Below are 16,975 nucleotides of genomic sequence, written 5' to 3'. Positions count from 1 at the left end.
AGACGCGCGACATGACGCATCGTCATCTTACCCCCGTGACAATGGCGTTGGGCGGCGTGAGGCGCTCGACCGCATCCAGTGCGTCGGCTCCGTAGATGTCGCGCACCCAGGCGCTCTGATAGATGGTGTCGAGGTAGCGGTCGCCCAGGTCGGGCGAGACGGCGACGGCGACGACGTCCTTGCCGCCGCGGTGCTCCGCCAGCCAGGCCGCGGCACCGCTGACCACCGTGCCGGTGGAGCCGCCGAACAGGAAGCCGCCGCGGGCGAGCCGGTGACAGGTGCGGACGGTGTCGAGTTCGGGCACGTGCACCACGTCGTCGACGAAGTCCTCGTCCAGCAGGGCCGGTCGGACGCCGGCGCCGAGGCCGGGGATCATCCGCGGTCCGGGTTCGCCGCCGAAGGTGACGGAACCGACGCTGTCCACCGCGACGATCCGGGTGGCCGGCCGGTGCTCCTTGAAGTAGCGGGCGCAGCCCATCAGCGTCCCGGTGGTCCCGGCGCCGATGAACAGCACGTCCAGGTCGGGGAACTGGCGGTGGATCGACGGAGCGGTGGTGCGGTGGTGGGCCCGCCAGTTGTCCGGGTTGGCGTGCTGGTTGAGCCACACGTACCGGGGCGAGGAGGCGCACAGCTCACGGACGTAATCCAGCCGGGCGCCCAGGAACCCGGTTTCCGGCGACGGCTCGGTGATCATGTGAACATGGCCGCCGAGCGTTTCGATGAGCTGGCGGGTGGACAGATTGGTACGTGGGTCGACAACGCAGATGAACTGGTAGCCCCGGACGGAGGCGATCATGCTGAGCGCCATCCCGAGGTTGCCCGAGGAGGACTCCACCAGGATGGAGTCGCGGTTCAGCCGCCCGTCGCGTTCGGCGGCGTCGACCATGCTGAGGGCGGCTTTGAGCTTGACGGATCCGGCGAAGTTGAAGCCCTCGCACTTGAGGTACAGCGGGTAGTCGAACATCGCCCGCAGGTCGACGAAGAGCTCATCCTCGTTGAACTCCTGCGGTGTTCTGATGATGGGCATCGGCCCGTCCCCCTTCGCGTCGAGTGACGGGACGTCAGTCCCAGATGATGTCGTCGCCGTGCACGGTGGCGGTGACCGCGTCGGCCGGGGCGGTGGCGGTGGTGGCGGCGCAGGCAGCCGGCGCGGTGAGGGTGATGCCGGCGGCCAGCAGGCCGAGGAGGGCGGCGGCGCGGCCGGCGAAAACGGTGATGCTGCTCATGGTGAACCCCCGGTGGCAAAGACGTCGCGGGCCGTGGAATAGGCGGCGGCGAAACAGCGAAACGGATGAGTGCGCTACCGGGTTCGAATCCTGCGCTGAATGGCTAGGCGAGCCCGGTTCTCTAATCCTGCGAGAAGGGGGTTCCGGCCCCCTTCGGCGTGACCAAGTCTGTCTCGCACACACGTTCCGTGCCATGGTTCGCCACTGTCAGGGTCCTGCTATGGCAACACCCTGCAGGGCCCCCGCCCCCCGGTGTCACTCCTCCAACAACGGCAGCCGGTCGTCGCTGAATTGGGCCGCCAGTCGCCATCCGCGCAGTTCAGGCGTGTCCCGTAGGCAACGGCTGGTGATTCGGCGTGCGGCGGAATCCGGCTCTCCGGATTTCGGTGGCCCGAGAAAGAAGACGAGATCGGCGCCGAGGGGGTCGATCTCGACGTACACGTGCTCAAGTCCCTCGCCCGGGAGGGCGGCCTTCCGGAGCAGTTCGACGAGTTTGTCGGGCGTGACCTGTTCCGGCCCGACCATACCCCGAACCAGACGTCCGACAGTGATATACATGTCAAATCCTCTCGTGGGTAGACCCGCTCGAAGCCGGTAGGAAAGGGCCTGACCCGAAACCTCGGGTGGCTCTGAGCCAGGTGTCGTAGCATGCCCCCGAGATCCGGTGATGATGGGACGCTTTTATCAGGTTCGAAATATCGGGGGGGCAGGCGGTGCTGTCAGTGTTAGGACTGGATCCCGATGCCGAGGCCGTGTACCGGACGGTGCTGGCCCGGCCGGAGCTCGGAATCGCGGGGGTCGCGCAGGATCTCGACTGGCCCGAACAACGGGTCCGGGACGCCCTGGACGGGCTGGCCCGGCTCACCCTGATCAGGCACTCCGAACTGGAGCCCGGTCACCTCCTCCTGGTCAACCCGGAGGTCAGCCTGGCGATGCTGATCGGCCGGCAGGAGGCCGAACTCGCCGAGCGGCAGCACCAGATCGCGCAGAGCCGGCTGGAGGCCGCCAAGCTCGTCGCCCAGTACGCCGAGAGCCGCAAGGGTGAACGGGGCCTGGGTGTCGAACAGTTGGAGGGCGTCGACCAGATCCGGCTGCGGCTGGAGGAGCTCTCGCACTCCTGCGCCGGCGAGATCATGGGCTTCGCCACCGGCGGCGGGCAGTCCCAGGCCGCCCGTAAGGCGAGCCAGGCCGCCGACCAGGCGGTCTTCGACCGCGGCGTGCAGATGCGCAGCATCTACCTGGAGAGCGCGGCCAACGACGGCGGCACCATCGCCCACCTGGACTGGCTCACGGAGAAGGGAGCCCGGGTTCGGGTCGCGCCCGCGCTCCCGATGCGCCTGGTGATCTTCGACCGCAAGGTGGCGGTCGTCCCGACCGATCCGGACGACACCAGCGTGGGGGCTCTGGTGCTGTCCGGTCCCGGACTGGTCTCCGCGCTCTGCGCGCTGTTCGAGTACGTCTGGGAGATCGCCGTCCCGTACGGGAAGGCCCCGGCCAGGGGGGCCGAGGGCCTCAACCCGCAGACGATGGCGGTGCTCAGCCTGCTCGCGCAGGGCCACACCGACGAGGTGGTGGCCCGCAAGCTGGGCGTCTCGGTGCGCACCTCGCGCCGGATCACCGCGGAGCTGATGGCCTGGCTCGGCGGCCGGAGCCGTTTCCAGGCCGGGGTGATCGCCGGCGAGCGCGGTCTGCTGCAGGGCGGCGCGTCGGTGCGCGAGGGCTAGGGCCTGCCCTGAGCCCACGCGCCCACGCGAACGGCCGGTCCGGGCGGGACAACTACCGCCTCGCCCGGACCGGCCTGCCCCGTGCTCCATCAACGCGTCACCGCGGTGCGGTAGACCCGCAGGTTCACCGGGATCAGCACCGCGAGCAGGGCCGCCACCACGATCGCGGCGAGCAGCACCGGGTGCCGGTCCGGCAGGCTGGAGCCGACCACCGTCGGGGCGTTGCCCCACAGCTCGCGGCAGGCTGCGGCCACCAGGCTCACCGGGTTCCACTCGGCCACCGCGCGCAGCCAGGCCGGCAGCCCGGACAGCGGCATGAACGAGTTGGACAGGAACGACAGCACGACCAGGAACAGCGCCGAAATGCCGTTGATCGCCTCGGCGTTGCGCATCAGCATGCCGACCAGCGCGCCCAGCCAGAGCATCGAGTAGGCGAAGGCCAGCACCAGCACGAAGCCCAGCACCGCCGAGCCGGCGTCCTTGTGGATCCGCCAGCCGACGCCGAGGCCGGCCAGGGTGACCGCGAAGGTGGCGGCGGCGGTGGTCAGCAGGTCGGCCGCGGTGTGGCTGACCAGCACGGCGGAGCGGCCCATCGGCAGCGAGCGGAAGCGGTCGATCAGGCCGGTGCGCAGGTCGGTGGCCACGCCCAGCGCGGCCACGCCGACGCAGGTCAGGCCGACCTGGGCGAACACCCCGGCCATCACGTAGTCGTGGTACTCGCCGGAGCCGGCCACGGTCACCACGCTGGCGAACAGGTAGCCGAGCACGACCACCATGGTCACCGGGGTCAGGGTGATCGCGATGAGCTTCTCGGGGGTGCGCCGCAGGTGCCGCAGGTGGCGGCCGATCAGCGCGGCGGTGTCGCCGAGTGCCGTGCCGAGGCCGGCCGAGGCGCCGATGTCACTCACTGCTCGTCTCCCGTCCGTGCGGTGGCGGCGGCCACCGGCTCCCGCTCGGCCTTCTCGGCCTTCTCGGCCTGCGCGCCGTTCTCGTCACCCTCCGAGCCCTGTTCGAGCTGCTGGGCGCCCTCCTCGGGTGCCCGGCCCACCTGGGTGCCGCGCCCGGTCAGGTGGAAGAACACGTCGTCCAGCGACGGGCGGCGCAGCGCGAAGTCGGTGACCGGCACGCCGGCCGTCTCCAGCGCGACCGCGGCGGCCGCGATCGTGCCGATGCCGTCGGCCAGTTGGACGGTGATCCGGCGCCCGGTGCGGTCCACCTCGGGCTTGGCGGCGGCCACCGGGGCGAGCACGGCGAGGGCCTGCGGCAGGGCCGTGTCGGTGGCGACACCCACTTCCAGCCACTCCTCGCCGACCTTGCGCTTGAGCTCGTCGGGGGTGCCCTCGGCGATCACCTGGCCGGTGTCGATCACCAGGATCCGGTCGGCCAGGAAGTCGGCCTCCTCCAGGTACTGGGTGGTGAGCAGCACGGTCACCCCCTGGGCGACCTGCTCGCGGACCATCTCCCAGAGCACCAGCCGGCTCGCCGGGTCCAGCCCGGTGGTCGGCTCGTCCAGGAACAGCACCTCGGGCCGCCCGATCAGCGCGGCGGCCAGGTCCAGCCGGCGGCGCATGCCGCCGGAGTAGGTCTGGGCCGGCTTCTCGGCGGCGTCCTCCAGCTCGAACCGGGCGAGCAGCTCGGCCGCCCGCTCGCGGGCGCCCTTGCGGCCCAGGTGCAGGAGCCGGCCGAGGAGTTCGAGGTTCTCGCGGCCGGTGAGCAGCCCGTCCACGGCGGCGTACTGGCCGGCCAGGCCGATCCGGCGGCGCACCTGGCGCTGCTGGCGGACCACGTCGAAACCGGCCACCTCGGCCTGCCCCTGGTCCGGCTCCAGCAGAGTCGCCAGCAGCCGGACGGTGGTGGTCTTGCCGGCCCCGTTGGGCCCGAGCAGGCCGAGCACGGTGCCGGCCTCCACCTCCAGGTCCACGCCTCTCAGCGCGTGGTGCTCGCCGTATCTCTTGCCGAGACCGGTCGCCCGAATGGCGGTGTCCATCATGCATTCCCCCTTTCACGGGGGTCGGTGGATCGTTCGGAAAAAGACGCCGGAGCGCATTCCGGCGCGGAATCACGGAATTCACGGGAATCGTTCGGCGGCCGGTCGGCGCTCCCGCGACTTCGGCCCGGCTTCACTCGGATGTGGCCCGCTCGAATGGCTGTCCCTCAACGGGAACCGACCGTAGCACCGGGGAAACGGGCCCGGTAAGGGGCTTCGGCCGGGCTCGGCTGGCAGCAGCTTGCCACCGCAGGATGCTGCAACTCCCAGGAGCCCCGCACCCGTTCGCGAGGGCCTACGGTCATGGGTATTCCTCCGGTCCCCCTCATGCCGGTGAGGACACATCCGAACCCGACTGTCGCCACTGCGGCTTGATCATGCCGCCTATCGCAGGAGAGGTAATGGCACGTCAAAGCAACTTCGCGGCCAGGCTGGGCGAGTGGAGTGCCCACCACCGCAAGACCGCCGTCATCGGCTGGGTCGTCCTGGTCGTCCTCGTCACCGTGCTCGGTGGCATGGTCGGCCAGAAGAGCCTGACCCAGGCCGACTACGGGACCGGGGATTCCGGCCGCGCTGCCCAGGTGCTCAAGGACGCCGGGATCAACGACCCGGTCAACGAACTGATCCTGGTCCACAGCGACGGCCTGACCGCGGACTCCGCAGAGTTCCGCAGCGCCGTCCAGGCGACCTCCGACGCGGTCGACAAGACCGGTCTCGCGGAGAACCTGCGCGACCCGTACACCACCCAGGCCTTCTCGGCCGACAAGCACTCGGCGCTGATCATGTTCGCCGTCACCGGCGACCCGGACACCGCGGCCGACCGGATCGAACCGGTGATCACCGCGGTGCAGGACACCGCCAAGGCCCACCCGCAGGTCACCCTCGGCGAGTTCGGCGGCGCGACCGCCCTCAAGGGCATCAACGACAGCCTCGGCGACGACTTCACCCGCGCCGAACTGACCGCCCTGCCGGTCGCGTTGGGCATCCTGCTGGTGGTCTTCGGCGCCTTCGTGGCGGCCGTGCTGCCGGTCGCCCTGGCGGTCACCGCCTGCGTCGGCGCGCTCGGGCTGCTCGCGCTGAGCAGCCAGGCGGTGCCGGTGGACGGCATGACCAACTCGGTGATGTTCCTGATGGGTCTGGCCGTCGGTGTCGACTACTGCCTGTTCTACCTGCGCCGTGAGCGCGAGGAGCGGGCGGCCGGCCGGGACAAGGCGACCGCGCTGCGGATCGCCGCCCACACCTCGGGCCACTCGGTGATGGTCTCCGGCCTCACCGTGATGGTCGCGATGGCCGGCATGTTCCTCTCCGGGCTGACCGTCTTCGAGGGCTTCGCGATGGCCACCATCGAGGTCGTCGCGGTCGCGGTGGTCGGCTCGATGACCGTGCTGCCGGCCCTGATGTCGATGCTCGGCGACAAGGTCGCGTCCGGCCGGATCCCGTGGATCAGCAAGCGCCGCCAGGCCGCCACGGCCAACACCAAGCCCGCCAACGCGCTGCTGCGCGGCGTGCTCGCCCGCCCCGGCATCTTCGCCGTGCTGTCCGCCGCGGTGCTCGTGGCGCTGGCCCTGCCGGCGCTCGGCATGAAGACCGAGAAGCTCGGCATGGACAAGCTGCTGCCCTCGGACAGCCCGCTGGTCTCGGTCTCGCAGCAGATCGACCGCGAGTTCCCCGGCTCGCCCTCGCCCGCCACCGTGGTGGTCAAGGCCGACAACATCGACTCGCCGCAGATCGCCAAGAGCATCGAGGACTTCAAGCAGGCCGCCGTGGCGTCCGGCAAGACCGGCAGCCAGATCGACGTGCGGTACTGGAAGGACAAGAACATCGCCGAGATCAGCGTTCCGCTGGCCGGCAACGGTACCGACTCCACCTCCAAGGCGGCTCTGACGGCGCTGCGCGGGCAGCTGGTGCCGCAGACGCTGAAGACCGTCCCGGGCACCACCGCGCTGGTCGCCGGCGACCTTGCCTTCTCGGTCGACTACAACGACCAGCTGCACCGCAGCATCGTCCCGGTGTTCGCCTTCGTCATGGGCGTCACCTTCCTGCTGATGCTGTTCTCCTTCCGCTCGCTGACCATCTCGATCACCTCGATCCTGCTCAACCTGCTCTCGGTGGCGGCCGCGTACGGCGTGATGACCGCGGTGTTCCAGCACGGCTGGGGCGCCTCGATCGTCGGCACCAAGGCGCCGGGCGCGATCGAGTCCTGGATGCCGCTGTTCGTCTTCGTGGTGCTCTTCGGCCTCTCGATGGACTACCACGTCTTCGTGGTCTCCCGGATCCGCGAGGCCTACCTGTCGGGCAAGCCCAGCCGGGAGGCGGTCGGTCTCGGCATCCGCAACACCGCCGGGGTGGTCACCAGCGCCGGTCTGATCATGGTCGCGGTGTTCGCGGTCTTCGGCACCCTGGGCATGCAGGACTTCAAGCAGCTCGGCATCGGCCTGGCGGTCGCGGTCCTGCTGGACGCCACCCTGGTCCGCGCGGTGCTGCTGCCCGCGGTGATGGCCCTGCTCGGCGACCGCAACTGGTACCTGCCGCGCTGGCTGGGCGGCGGTCGCACCGCCCGCGCCCACGCCGGTGGGGCGCACGCGGCGGGCGGGCACCACGAGCCCGCCGGCACCGCCTACGTCGGCTGACCCCGCCCCGCCCGGAAAACCCATCCCCGCCCGCACAGGGCGGCCGCGACTGGAGCCACCACCGTGTTCGAGTTCAGAGTCATCGACGGCACCACCGCCCGCGAGGTCATCGCGGGAGCCCGCCGGCGGATCGTCCAGGAGGTCCGGGAGACCTACCTGACCCACGGCGCGGGCGAGTCGGTCAACCCCGACAGCTACTTCCTGCGGTTCCCGGCCAAGCCGGACGCCCGGATCATCGCCCTGCCGGCCTACCTCGGCGGCGGCGTCGGCCTGGCCGGCATCAAGTGGATCAGCAGCTTCCCGGCCAACATCGCGCGGGGCTTCCCGCGCGCCTCGGCCGCCCTGCTGCTGAACGACTACGAGACCGGCTACCCGTTCGCCGTCCTGGAGGCCTCGCAGATCAGCGCGGCCCGTACCGCGGCCTCCGCGGTGCTCGCCGCCGAGGTGCTCAGCGGCGGCCGTACGGCGGGCCGGCTCGTGGTGGTCGGCGCCGGCATCATCGCCCGCAACATCCTGGAGTTCTTCGGCGCCCAGGAGTGGGAGATCGACGAGCTGGTGGTGCACGACCGCGAGGCGAAGTACGCCCAGGCGCTGGTCGACCACGCCGACACCCGGCTCGGCTACCCGGCCCGGGTGGTGGAGGACCTGGGCGAGGCGCTCAAGGCCGCCGACGTGGTGGTGCTGGCCACCACCGCGGGCGAGCCGTACATCCTCGACCCGGAGACCTTCGCCCCCGGCCAGCTGGTGCTCAACATCTCGCTGCGCGACCTCGCCCCGGAGATCATCGGCGGCGCGTACAACGTGCTCGACGACGTGGAGCACTGCATGAAGGCGAACACCTCCCCGCACCTGGCCGAACAGCTCTACGGCAACCGGGAGTTCGTCACCGGCACGCTCGCCCAGGTGATCGAGGGCGAGGTCGCCGTCGGTACCGACCGCCCGGTGGTCTTCTCGCCCTTCGGCCTCGGCGTGCTCGACCTGGCGGTCGGCGCGCTGGTGCACGACGAGGCGGTGGCCGCCGGCAAGGCGACCGAGATCCCCGGCTTCTTCGCGGAGACCACCCGCTGGTAGTCCCCCACCACGGGCCCGCCCCACCGGGCCATCTGAGGGCCCGCCCCCACGGGCCCGTCACCACCGACGAGGGCCCCGACCGTTCGCCACGGTCGGAGCCCTCGTGGTGTCCGTCGGCCGGGCTCAGCCCTCGGTGCCGCCGAAGCGGGCCGTCCAGGCCGTCAGATCCTCGTCCGTGATCTTCGCGAACAGCACCGGCGGCACGGTGAACGGCGTCCCGGCCGGGACCAGGCTCAGCGCCCGCGCCTGCGCCCCGGTGATCCAGGTGCGCTCGTCCGAGGGCAGCGCGAAGGCGCCGCGCATCGCCGCCGCCGCGGTCGGGATGAACGGCTCGGACACCACCGCGTACAGGTGGATCAGGTTCATCGCCGTCCGCAGCGTCAGCGCCGCCGCCTCCGGGTCGGTCTTCACCTGCAGCCAGGGCGCCTTCTCGTCCAGGTACGCGTTGCCCGCGCTCCACAGCGCGCGCAGCGCCTGCGCCGCCTTGCGGAAGTTGAGTGTGTCCAGCTGGGCCTCGTACTCGGCCAGCAGGCCGGCGATCTGCTCGCCGAGCCGGGCCTCGGCCTCCCCGGCCGGGGCTCCGCCGGGGACGTCGTCGCCGAAGCGCTTGCGGCTGAAGGAGAGCACCCGGTTGACGAAGTTGCCGAGGGTGTCGGCGAGGTCCTTGTTGACCACCGAGGCGAAGAGGTCCCAGGTGAAGCTGGAGTCGTCCGACTCGGGGGCGTGCGCCATCAGGAAGTAGCGCCAGTAGTCGGCCGGCAGCAGCTCCAGCGCGACGTCGGTGAAGATGCCGCGCTTCTGGCTGGTGGAGAACTTCCCGCCGTAGTACGTCAGCCAGTTGAAGGCCTTGACGTAGTCGACCTTCTTCCACGGGCGGCGCGAGCCGAGGATGGTCGCCGGGAACATCACGGTGTGGAACGGGACGTTGTCCTTGGCCATGAACTCGGTGTAGCGGACGGTCTCGTCGGCCTCGTACCACCAGGACTTCCAGTCCCGCGACTGCTCCGCCGGGGCCGCGTCCGCCCACTCCTTGGTGGCGCCGATGTACTCGATCGGGGCGTCGAACCAGACGTAGAACACCTTGCCCTCGGCGGCCAGTTCGGGCCACACGTCGGCCGGCACCGGGACGCCCCACTCCAGGTCACGGGTGATCGAACGGTCCTGCAGGCCCTCGGTCAGCCACTTGCGGGCGATCGAGGAGGCCAGCACCGGCCAGTCGTCGCCGTGGGCGGCGATCCACCGCTCGACCTCCTCGGTCAGCTTCGACTGGAGCAGGAACAGGTGCCGGGTCTCCCGGACCTCCAGGTCGGCGCTGCCGCTGATCGCCGAGCGCGGCTCCAGCAGGTCGGTCGGGTCCAGCACCCGGGTGCAGTTCTCGCACTGGTCGCCGCGCGCCCTGTCGTAGCCGCAGTGCGGGCAGGTGCCGACGATGTAGCGGTCCGGCAGGAAGCGGCCGTCGGCGTTGGAGTACACCTGGCGGACCGGGCGCTCCTCGATGAAGCCGTTGCGCTGCAGCTCGCGGGCGATCTCCTGGGTGATCTCCCGGTTCTGCGGCGAGGAGCTGCGGCCGAAGTGGTCGAAGGACAGCCCGAAGCCGTCGTACACCGCCTTCTGCGCGTCGTGCGCCTGCGCGCAGAACTCCGCGACCGGCAGTCCGGCCTCCTGCGCGGCCAGTTCGGCGGGAGTGCCGTGCTCGTCGGTGGCGCAGATGTACAGCACCTCGTGGCCGGTCTGGCGCAGGTAGCGGGAGTAGACGTCCGCCGGGAGCATCGACCCGACCATGTTGCCCAGGTGCTTGATCCCGTTGATGTACGGAAGGGCGCTGGTGATCAGGTGCCGAGCCATCCTCGGATGCTCCGATTTCTCCCGCACGCGCACCCCGTCCCGGAGTGCTGTGCCAGGCGCAGGGGTCCACTGTGGGCTGCCAAGCCTACCGCCGCCGGGTTCACCGGCGGGTTCACGGCCGGGCGCGCGGCGGGTTCACAGTCGGGTGAAATCGGCGTACCGGTCGAACTCCCCGGCCTTCACCCCGCGGACGAACGCCGCCCACTTGCGCGGCGTCGTCCGCACCACCACCTCGGGCAGGTCCGACTCCCGGATCTCCACCAGGCCGCCCGCCGCTCTGACCTCCACGCAGTCGGTGCTCTCGCCGCTGGCTGACGCCTTGCGCCACGTACTCATGCGAAGTCTTTCAGTAAGGCCCGGATGAAGTCCCGGGACTCGGCCGTCCCGAGCGCGATCGCCGCGGTCTTCTCCTTGATCCGGCGGTAGGAGGCCAATTCCGCCTCGGAGTGCACGAACTTCGGCCCGTGCGAGAGGTCGATCTGGACGGTGTCGAGCTCCGGGACCGGCCCGCGGGCGAGATACAGGCTCTCCCCGGACCCGGTGTAGGTGGGCACGCTGAACGGGATCACCCGGATCTCCACCCCCGGCCGCTCGGAATTCTCCAGCAGGCTCCGCAACTGGTCGCGCAGCACTTCTGGGCCGCCGAACTGCATCCGCAGCGCGGATTCGTGCAGGATCGCGCTGTACGGCTTCGGGCGGTCGACGAAGATCCGCTGGCGCCGAATCCGGAATGCCATCCGGACCTCGGCCTCCTGCCGGTGCTGCGCGGGGAGCCGCTCGAACACCGCGGCGGCGTAGGCGGGGATCTGCAGCAGCCCGGGGATGAAGGTGCTGTTGAGGATCGACAGCGACTCCGCGTGGTGCTCCATCTCCGCGATGTCGATGATCCCGCTGGGCATCCGGCCGCGGTAGCCGTCCCACCAGTACTTCCGGCGGTCCTGCGTCATAGCGAGCAGCGCGTCGAGGTACGGGCCCTCGGGGCAGCCGCAGGTGCGCGCCCAGATCCGGAGCCGCTCGGCGCTGATGCCCGACTTCCCGTTCTCCATCTGGGAGATCTTGGGCAGGTCGGTGCCGATCGTGGCGGCCAGGCTTTTGGGCGTCACGCCCACGCGCTCGCGCATCTTGCGCAGCTCGATCCCCAGGCGCTGCTGGCGCACGGTCGGCGACAAGCGGGGTGGCATGACTCTCTTCTCCGGATCGCGGCTTCGGTCGATGCTTCCGGTGAAGTGTGCCGTGGACACCGGGCACTAGCTAGCGAAATGGGGGATACCCCACGATGGAGTGAACGTCCAGTCCCTCGGTAGCAACTCTGGCACCCTGACTCTATGGTCGTCCGTGTCACTCGCTGACTTGTTGCCCCGTAAACAGTCGCCAAGTCGCCAATCAGCCGTAAACACACACCAGATGCATGGCCAGGGCGTTCGACATCACCGACCGGAGACAGCCGTGCCCCTTCCGTCGCCCCTCCGTCCTCCTCCCCGCATTTTCCAATCCTGGTGAACGCCCTTCTCGTCGCCGGATTGTCCGCCCTCCTCCTCGCCGTCCTTTTCGTCGGCTGGCTGGTCTGGCTGGTCAACGTCCAACCCCGGGAACTCCGCCCGCTGAAACGCGAGTTCACCCCCCACCGCTCCACCCCCGCCGAACGTGACTAGCCTGCCCCCGCCTCCCACCCGGAGGGCCGGGCCTGCGCTCCCCGCGCAGTCCCGGCCCAGGCTTCAAGCGTGCGGCTTCGGCCGGCGGCCCCTTGCGAGGCGCAAGGGGCCGCCGGAACGAACCCACCCCTCCGGTAGCGGTCAGACGGTGAACTCTCCCTTGGCTATGCCATCGAGGAGGTCCCTCCACTCCTGGTGAGTGAGGCGGCCGGCGGCACATCGCGGGCGAGACTGCTGCGGATGAGGACCGAATCGGCTGTGATCGCGACCTCGGCACAGTTGTTTCCCGCGCCGCAGATGCTGCTGCTGCCCGTCCTGTACTCCCTGCTGGACGCCGCGCTGAGAGGTATGTGATCGAGCCGGTTGGCCTGTGCGGTGCCTCGTTGTTCGTTGGGTGGGCGGCTGGCCATTCCACCCGGGGCGAGTGCGCATGACGCCCCGCCCCCGCCGAAGCCCCGGGCCGTCCGGGCGGACGCTCCGCTGTCGTACGATCACCCGCAATGCCGAAAGGCGCGTCGCCGGGGGGATCAGATGGAGCCGCTGAACAGCACCGACCCGGAGACGGTCGGCCCGTACCGCCTCATCGCCCGACTCGGCGCGGGCGGCATGGGACAGGTCTACCTGGCCCGCTCGACCGGCGGGCGCACCGTGGCGGTCAAGGTGGTCCGGCCCGAACTGGCCCAGGACCAGGAGTTCCGGGTCCGCTTCCGCCGCGAGGTGGCCGCCGCCCGGGCCGTGGACGGGGCCTACACCGCACCCGTCACCGACGCCGACCCGGACGGGCCCACCCCCTGGCTCGCCACCGCGTACGTGCTCGGCCCCTCCCTCACTGAAGCCGTGCACGAGCACGGGCCGCTGCCCGAGCCCTCGGTACGGGCGCTGGGTGCCCGGCTGGCCGAGGCCCTGGAGGCGATCCACGGCGCCGCGCTGGTCCACCGTGACCTCAAGCCCTCCAACGTGCTGCTCGCCGCCGACGGCCCCCGGGTGATCGACTTCGGCATCGCCCGCGCGATGGACGGCGACAGCATGACCCAGACCGGCACCGTGGTCGGCTCACCCGGCTTCATGTCCCCCGAACAGGCCTCCGGCCGCCCGACCGGCGCCCCCGGCGACGTCTTCTCGCTTGCCTCCGTCCTGGTCTTCGCCGCCACCGGCCACGGCCCCTTCGACAGCGCCTCCGGCGTCGCCGCCCAGCTGTACAAGGTGGTGCACGAGGAGCCCGACCTCACCGACGTCCCGCCCGCCCTGCGCGCCATCCTCGAACACTGCCTGCGCAAGGATCCGGCCCTGCGCCCGCTCCCGGCCCACCTGCGCGCCTGGCTCGCCACCGGCACCCCCACCACCGAGTGGCTCCCCACCCCGGTCGCCGCCGCGCTGGCCCGCCACGCCGCGGCCGTGATGAACCTCGACGCCCCGCTCCGCACTCCGGTGCCCCAGCCCGTCCCGCACGTCGCCTACGGCCCCCCGTCCCCGTACGTCCCCACCCAGCTCGGCACCCCGAGGCCGACCACGCCCCGCCCCACCCACCGCGGCTTCCTCCTGGCCGGCGGCGCCCTCGCCGCCACCGCCGCCGTCGGCGGAACCACCTGGGCCCTCACCCGCCCCGGCAAGCCGGGCGGACAGCCTTCCGGCACCTCCAGTGCGGGGCCCGCACCAGCCCCGGTCTGGACCTACAAAGTCAGCGAAGGCACCCAGGGGGGTCACGCGCCCTACGTGGCCGGGGAGTTCGTCTTCGTCAACGAGAACCACGTCCTGACCGCACTGAGCCGGATCGACGGTTCAGTGCGGGCGCAGGCTGATCACTACTACGAGAGCAATGGCTACCTGACGACCGGGAACGAGTTCTACGCCTGGATGGGCGGAACCATCATGAAGCCCGACCTGGACGACTTGAACGAGGTCAATCCGAGAATCCAGTCCTTCACCGACTACGGCGGCGGCAGGACGGTTGCCGTGGATCAAGGGCTTGCCGCCACCACGGATGCCGTCTTCGCCACGGTCCAGATCCAGCCTCCGTTGGGCTCCGGCTCTCGCTCCGGTCCCATCGGGATCATGGCTTTCCAGCACGGGCTCGCCAAGCAGCTGTGGTTCCAGGAGGATCCGGATCTCGCCGGTCTCGGAGTGAAACGCGGCGTGATCGGCGGTGGCACCCTCCTGTACCTCGACAACGCGAACCGGGTCGTCGCCCGGCGCCTTGCCGACGGCAGCCGCCTCTGGCGGGTGGAAACCGGGAGCACGGACCCGTGGACAGTTGCCGCCGACGAGGAGCGGGCGTACTGCCCCGTCAATGGCCGCGACATCCAGGCGATCGGGTTGGCCGACGGGAAGCCCCAGTGGCGCATCACCCGCCAGGGCTCCAGCTATGGCGCCGTCCTTGCCACCAAGGACGTTCTGTACGCCGGTGACGGTACCGACTCGGTCTCCGCGTTCGACCCGGTCACCGGGAAGGCCCGTTGGACCTGTCCGCTTCCCGGCGCCCCGGCCGCCGCCGCAGCCCCCGTGCTCGCCAAGGGCACGCTCTTCGTTCCCGGCCGGTACGGCGATTACGGCATCCATGCCATCGACGCCACGACCGGAAGACTCAAGTGGACCTACAAGGATCCCGACTACACGGTCAACGCGCGCAACGAAAGGGAGGCCTTCTTCCTGAGCACCGACGGCAGTTGTGTTTTCGGCTGGCTGCGGAACAAGATCACCGCCCTCCCCGCGGTCTGAGCCGACGTCACCCCCGCGAAAGGCGCTCCGCCAGGCGGGACTTGGCGGCCGGCCACTCGTCGGCGAGCATCGAGAAGTAGGCGCTGTCGCGCCAGGTGCCGGTGGGGCGGAGGCGGTGGCGGCGGAAGGTGCCCTCGTACTGGGCGCCGAGGCGCTGGATGGCGTTGCGGGAGCGTTCGTTGAGGGCGTCGGTCTTCCAGAGGACGCGGCCCATGCCGAGGTCCTCGAAGGCGTGGGTGAGCAGCAGCAGCTTGGCCTCGGTGTTGACCGCGGTGCGCCAGACCGAGCGGGCGTACATGGTGCCGCCGATCTCCAGGAACTCGTCCCTGGTGTTGAGGTCGTAGTAGCCCGTGACGCCGACGGCGGTGCCGCTCGCCAGGTCGACGGCAGCGAACTGCACCGATTCGCCAGCGGCGGCCTCGGCGATGCGGGCGTCGAGGATCGCGCCGAGCTCCTCCTCCGTGGCGGGCGGGAGGTTCATGGTCCAGCGCCAGACCTCGGGCTCGGAGCCGATGGTGGCCCAGAGGTCGGCGAGGTGGCGGCGGTCCAGCGGCTCCAGGCGGATGTGGCGGCCGGTGAGGGTGACGGGCGTGGGCAGCTTCGCGGTCATGATCCGAACGTAGCGCGCTTCTGCACTAGAGGCAATGGATGTATGAACTAGTGCAAATCCGGGAGCCAATGCGAAGGGCCCCGCGGGGACGAAACCGTCCGCGGGGCCCTGGAAAGCGCTCTGGCTCAGATGAACGAGTTGATCTGGATCGTCTCGTCGCGGCCCGGGCCGACGCCGATGGCGGAGATCGGCGCGCCGGACATCTCCTCCAGCGCCTTCACGTACGCCTGGGCGTTCTTCGGCAGCTCGGCGAAGGTCTTCGCCTTGCTGATGTCCTCGGTCCAGCCCGGCAGCGTCTCGTAGATCGGCTTGGCGTGGTGGAAGTCCGACTGGTTGTAGGGGAGTTCCTCGACCCGGCGGCCGTCGATCTCGTAGGCGACGCAGACCGGGATCTGCTCCCAGCCGGTCAGCACGTCGAGCTTGGTGAGGAAGAAGTCGGTGAGGCCGTTGACCCGGGTCGCGTAGCGCGCGATGACGGCGTCGAACCAGCCGCAGCGGCGGTCGCGGCCGGTGGTGACACCGCGCTCGCCGCCGATCCGGCGCAGCGCCTCGCCGTCCTCGTCGAGCAGCTCGGTCGGGAACGGGCCGGAGCCGACGCGGGTGGTGTAGGCCTTGAGGATGCCGATGACCCGGTCGATCTTGGTGGGGCCGATGCCGGCGCCGGTGCAGGCGCCGCCCGCGGTCGGGTTCGACGAGGTCACGAAGGGGTACGTGCCGTGGTCGACGTCGAGCAGGGTGCCCTGGCCGCCCTCCAGGAGGACGACCTTGTTCGCCTTGAGCGCCTCGTCCAGGACGAGGGTGGTGTCGGCGAGGAAGGGCTTGATCTTCTCCGCGTAGCCCAGGTACTCCTCGACCACCAGATCGGCCGGGATGGCGCGGCGGTTGTAGAGCTTGACCAGGATCTGGTTCTTGTCGTGCAGCGCCGCCTCGATCTTCTGGCGCAGGATCGACTCGTCGAACAGGTCCTGGACCCGGATGCCCACACGGTTGATCTTGTCCGCGTAGGTCGGGCCGATGCCGCGGCCGGTGGTGCCGATCCGGCGCTTGCCGAGGAAGCGCTCGGCGACCTTGTCGATGGTGCGGTGGTACGGGGTGATCAGGTGGGCGTTGCCCGAGACCAGCAGCTTGGAGGTGTCGATGCCGCGCTCGTTCAGGCCGCTGAGCTCAGAGAGCAGCACGCCCGGGTCGATGACGACGCCGTTGCCGATCACCGGCGTCACGTTCGGGCTGAGGATGCCGGAGGGGAGCAGGTGCAGGGCATACTTCTGGTCGCCGATGACCACCGTGTGACCGGCGTTGTTGCCGCCCTGGTAGCGGACGACGTAGTCGACGGAGCCGCCGAGGAGGTCGGTGGCCTTCCCCTTGCCCTCGTCCCCCCACTGAGCGCCAACGAGCACGAGTGCCGGCACAGGCGTACACCCCTTCCGGTTGGGGCATCCTGCGTAGGCCGCAGTCTGCCCCGAGATAGACGAAGCCCCTGGCGCAATGGCGCAAGGGGCTCTTGCACCGAGAGAT

At 70.4% G+C, this 16,975-nt stretch carries 15 protein-coding genes; 5 read left to right on the top strand and 10 right to left on the bottom strand.

Annotated features, from left to right (window positions below; translation table 11 throughout):
• Positions 1-22: 22 nt before the first annotated feature.
• The 3 genes from sbnA to ACIG5E_RS02740 all read right to left on the bottom strand — a co-directional run bounded on the left by sbnA (position 23) and on the right by ACIG5E_RS02740 (position 1,784).
• Positions 23-1,027: a 2,3-diaminopropionate biosynthesis protein SbnA gene (sbnA, locus tag ACIG5E_RS02750; protein WP_396531054.1), complete on the bottom strand. Its 1,005-nt coding sequence runs from the start codon at positions 1,025-1,027 to the stop codon at positions 23-25.
• Positions 1,028-1,061: 34 nt separating this feature from the next.
• The gene (locus tag ACIG5E_RS02745; RefSeq protein WP_396531053.1) at positions 1,062-1,226 is read right to left on the bottom strand and encodes a hypothetical protein; all 165 of its coding nucleotides are present in this window, start codon (positions 1,224-1,226) and stop codon (positions 1,062-1,064) included.
• Positions 1,227-1,481: 255 nt separating this feature from the next.
• A complete protein-coding gene (locus tag ACIG5E_RS02740; RefSeq protein ID WP_396531052.1) occupies positions 1,482-1,784 on the bottom strand; it encodes a hypothetical protein in 303 nt (100 codons plus the stop codon).
• A 164-nt stretch (positions 1,785-1,948) separates the two neighbouring features.
• On the opposite strand from ACIG5E_RS02740, the gene ACIG5E_RS02735 reads away from it, so the two are divergent.
• Entirely contained in the window at positions 1,949-2,950 is a 1,002-nt protein-coding gene (locus ACIG5E_RS02735; RefSeq protein ID WP_396531051.1) for a LuxR family transcriptional regulator, read from the top strand.
• An 89-nt stretch (positions 2,951-3,039) separates the two neighbouring features.
• On the opposite strand, the gene ACIG5E_RS02730 is transcribed toward ACIG5E_RS02735, so the two are convergent.
• Both ACIG5E_RS02730 and ACIG5E_RS02725 read right to left on the bottom strand, forming a co-directional pair.
• Positions 3,040-3,858, bottom strand: a complete 819-nt coding sequence (locus ACIG5E_RS02730; RefSeq protein ID WP_396531050.1) for an ABC transporter permease — start codon at positions 3,856-3,858, stop codon at positions 3,040-3,042.
• Positions 3,855-4,937, bottom strand: a complete 1,083-nt coding sequence (locus ACIG5E_RS02725) for an ATP-binding cassette domain-containing protein (protein ID WP_396531049.1) — start codon at positions 4,935-4,937, stop codon at positions 3,855-3,857. Before ACIG5E_RS02725 ends, ACIG5E_RS02730 begins: the two co-directional genes overlap by 4 nt.
• A 401-nt stretch (positions 4,938-5,338) precedes the next feature.
• Between ACIG5E_RS02725 and ACIG5E_RS02720 the strand changes: the two genes are divergently transcribed.
• Both ACIG5E_RS02720 and sbnB read left to right on the top strand, forming a co-directional pair.
• Positions 5,339-7,567 carry an MMPL family transporter gene (locus ACIG5E_RS02720; protein ID WP_396531048.1) on the top strand — a complete coding sequence of 743 codons (2,229 nt, stop codon included), beginning with the start codon at positions 5,339-5,341 and terminating at the stop codon, positions 7,565-7,567.
• A gap of 63 nt (positions 7,568-7,630) precedes the next feature.
• Entirely contained in the window at positions 7,631-8,638 is a 1,008-nt protein-coding gene (gene sbnB / locus ACIG5E_RS02715) for a 2,3-diaminopropionate biosynthesis protein SbnB (RefSeq protein WP_396531047.1), read from the top strand.
• A gap of 123 nt (positions 8,639-8,761) precedes the next feature.
• On the opposite strand, the gene metG is transcribed toward sbnB, so the two are convergent.
• The 3 genes from metG to ACIG5E_RS02700 all read right to left on the bottom strand — a co-directional run bounded on the left by metG (position 8,762) and on the right by ACIG5E_RS02700 (position 11,664).
• On the bottom strand, positions 8,762-10,483 hold the full coding sequence (gene metG / locus ACIG5E_RS02710) for a methionine--tRNA ligase (RefSeq protein WP_396531046.1): 1,722 nt from the start codon (positions 10,481-10,483) through the stop codon (positions 8,762-8,764).
• A gap of 135 nt (positions 10,484-10,618) precedes the next feature.
• The gene (locus ACIG5E_RS02705; protein WP_396531045.1) at positions 10,619-10,819 is read right to left on the bottom strand and encodes a DUF397 domain-containing protein; all 201 of its coding nucleotides are present in this window, start codon (positions 10,817-10,819) and stop codon (positions 10,619-10,621) included.
• Complete coding sequence (locus tag ACIG5E_RS02700) at positions 10,816-11,664, bottom strand: helix-turn-helix domain-containing protein (RefSeq protein ID WP_396531044.1); 849 nt, start codon at positions 11,662-11,664, stop codon at positions 10,816-10,818. Before ACIG5E_RS02700 ends, ACIG5E_RS02705 begins: the two co-directional genes overlap by 4 nt.
• Positions 11,665-11,979: 315 nt before the next feature.
• Between ACIG5E_RS02700 and ACIG5E_RS02695 the strand changes: the two genes are divergently transcribed.
• Both ACIG5E_RS02695 and ACIG5E_RS02690 read left to right on the top strand, forming a co-directional pair.
• Positions 11,980-12,135, top strand: coding sequence for a hypothetical protein (locus ACIG5E_RS02695; protein WP_396531043.1), 156 nt, complete (start codon positions 11,980-11,982; stop codon positions 12,133-12,135).
• Between the two features lie 531 nt (positions 12,136-12,666).
• Entirely contained in the window at positions 12,667-14,850 is a 2,184-nt protein-coding gene (locus ACIG5E_RS02690; RefSeq protein WP_396531042.1) for a PQQ-binding-like beta-propeller repeat protein, read from the top strand.
• A 7-nt stretch (positions 14,851-14,857) separates the two neighbouring features.
• Here the strand turns inward: ACIG5E_RS02690 and ACIG5E_RS02685 are convergent, their stop codons facing one another.
• Together ACIG5E_RS02685 and ACIG5E_RS02680 are read right to left on the bottom strand one after the other, a co-directional pair.
• Positions 14,858-15,460, bottom strand: coding sequence for a GNAT family N-acetyltransferase (locus tag ACIG5E_RS02685; protein ID WP_396531041.1), 603 nt, complete (start codon positions 15,458-15,460; stop codon positions 14,858-14,860).
• A gap of 125 nt (positions 15,461-15,585) precedes the next feature.
• A complete protein-coding gene (locus ACIG5E_RS02680; RefSeq protein WP_396531040.1) occupies positions 15,586-16,869 on the bottom strand; it encodes an adenylosuccinate synthase in 1,284 nt (427 codons plus the stop codon).
• Between the last annotated feature and the right edge of the window lie 106 nt (positions 16,870-16,975).

It is taken from the genome of Kitasatospora sp. NPDC053057 (assembly GCF_044546945.1).
GTDB lineage: Bacteria > Actinomycetota > Actinomycetes > Streptomycetales > Streptomycetaceae > Kitasatospora.
Note: the sequence above shows the minus strand (reverse complement) of the source record. Positions and strands in the feature narration are given on the sequence as shown.

Excerpts from the sequence above, each read along its gene's own strand:
- ACIG5E_RS02720 (WP_396531048.1), top strand. The coding sequence starts at position 5,339 with ATGGCACGTCAAAGCAACTTCGCGGCCAGGCTGGGCGAGTGGAGTGCC.
- ACIG5E_RS02740 (WP_396531052.1), bottom strand. The coding sequence starts at position 1,784 with ATGTATATCACTGTCGGACGTCTGGTTCGGGGTATGGTCGGGCCGGAA.
- ACIG5E_RS02705 (WP_396531045.1), bottom strand. The coding sequence starts at position 10,819 with ATGAGTACGTGGCGCAAGGCGTCAGCCAGCGGCGAGAGCACCGACTGC.
- sbnA (WP_396531054.1), bottom strand. The coding sequence starts at position 1,027 with ATGCCCATCATCAGAACACCGCAGGAGTTCAACGAGGATGAGCTCTTC.
- metG (WP_396531046.1), bottom strand. The coding sequence starts at position 10,483 with ATGGCTCGGCACCTGATCACCAGCGCCCTTCCGTACATCAACGGGATC.
- ACIG5E_RS02685 (WP_396531041.1), bottom strand. The coding sequence starts at position 15,460 with ATGACCGCGAAGCTGCCCACGCCCGTCACCCTCACCGGCCGCCACATC.
- ACIG5E_RS02745 (WP_396531053.1), bottom strand. The coding sequence starts at position 1,226 with ATGAGCAGCATCACCGTTTTCGCCGGCCGCGCCGCCGCCCTCCTCGGC.
- ACIG5E_RS02725 (WP_396531049.1), bottom strand. The coding sequence starts at position 4,937 with ATGGACACCGCCATTCGGGCGACCGGTCTCGGCAAGAGATACGGCGAG.
- ACIG5E_RS02690 (WP_396531042.1), top strand. The coding sequence starts at position 12,667 with ATGGAGCCGCTGAACAGCACCGACCCGGAGACGGTCGGCCCGTACCGC.
- ACIG5E_RS02700 (WP_396531044.1), bottom strand. The coding sequence starts at position 11,664 with ATGCCACCCCGCTTGTCGCCGACCGTGCGCCAGCAGCGCCTGGGGATC.